This is a genomic window from Chryseobacterium sp. SIMBA_038, assembly GCF_046535115.1.
In the GTDB taxonomy this organism is placed as follows: Bacteria; Bacteroidota; Bacteroidia; order Flavobacteriales; family Weeksellaceae; genus Chryseobacterium.
In genome coordinates this window covers 1-246 of the sequence record NZ_JAWRXH010000358.1, presented here as the reverse complement: position 1 = coordinate 246, position 246 = coordinate 1, and the positions used below count along the sequence as shown (strand labels likewise).

Annotated in this window: 1 protein-coding gene; it reads left to right on the top strand. The window is 38.2% G+C overall.

Features of this window, described 5'->3' with window-relative positions; translation table 11 throughout:
• The coding region (locus SB689_RS23890; RefSeq protein WP_410694514.1) for a hypothetical protein at nt 1-246 on the top strand (246 nt) is incomplete at both ends.

Sequence of the window (246 nt, the reverse complement as noted above, 5' to 3'; positions counted from 1 at the left end):
ATGATGGTACATCTGGTAACAATGTTTGGAAAGCACTAGGAGGCGGAGGCGGAGTAATTTCTGCACCTAACATTAGAATTTCCAGTACTGGAAACGATTTTACAGCTACAGACCTTAATGGTTATGTTTTTCTTACAGGAAACACTGCTGACTTAACCGCTTTCCCTGCAAATGCATCTAATAAAGGGAAAACCTTGACACTTGTTAGAATTGGAACATCAAATATTTCTATTAATGGAATGAGTC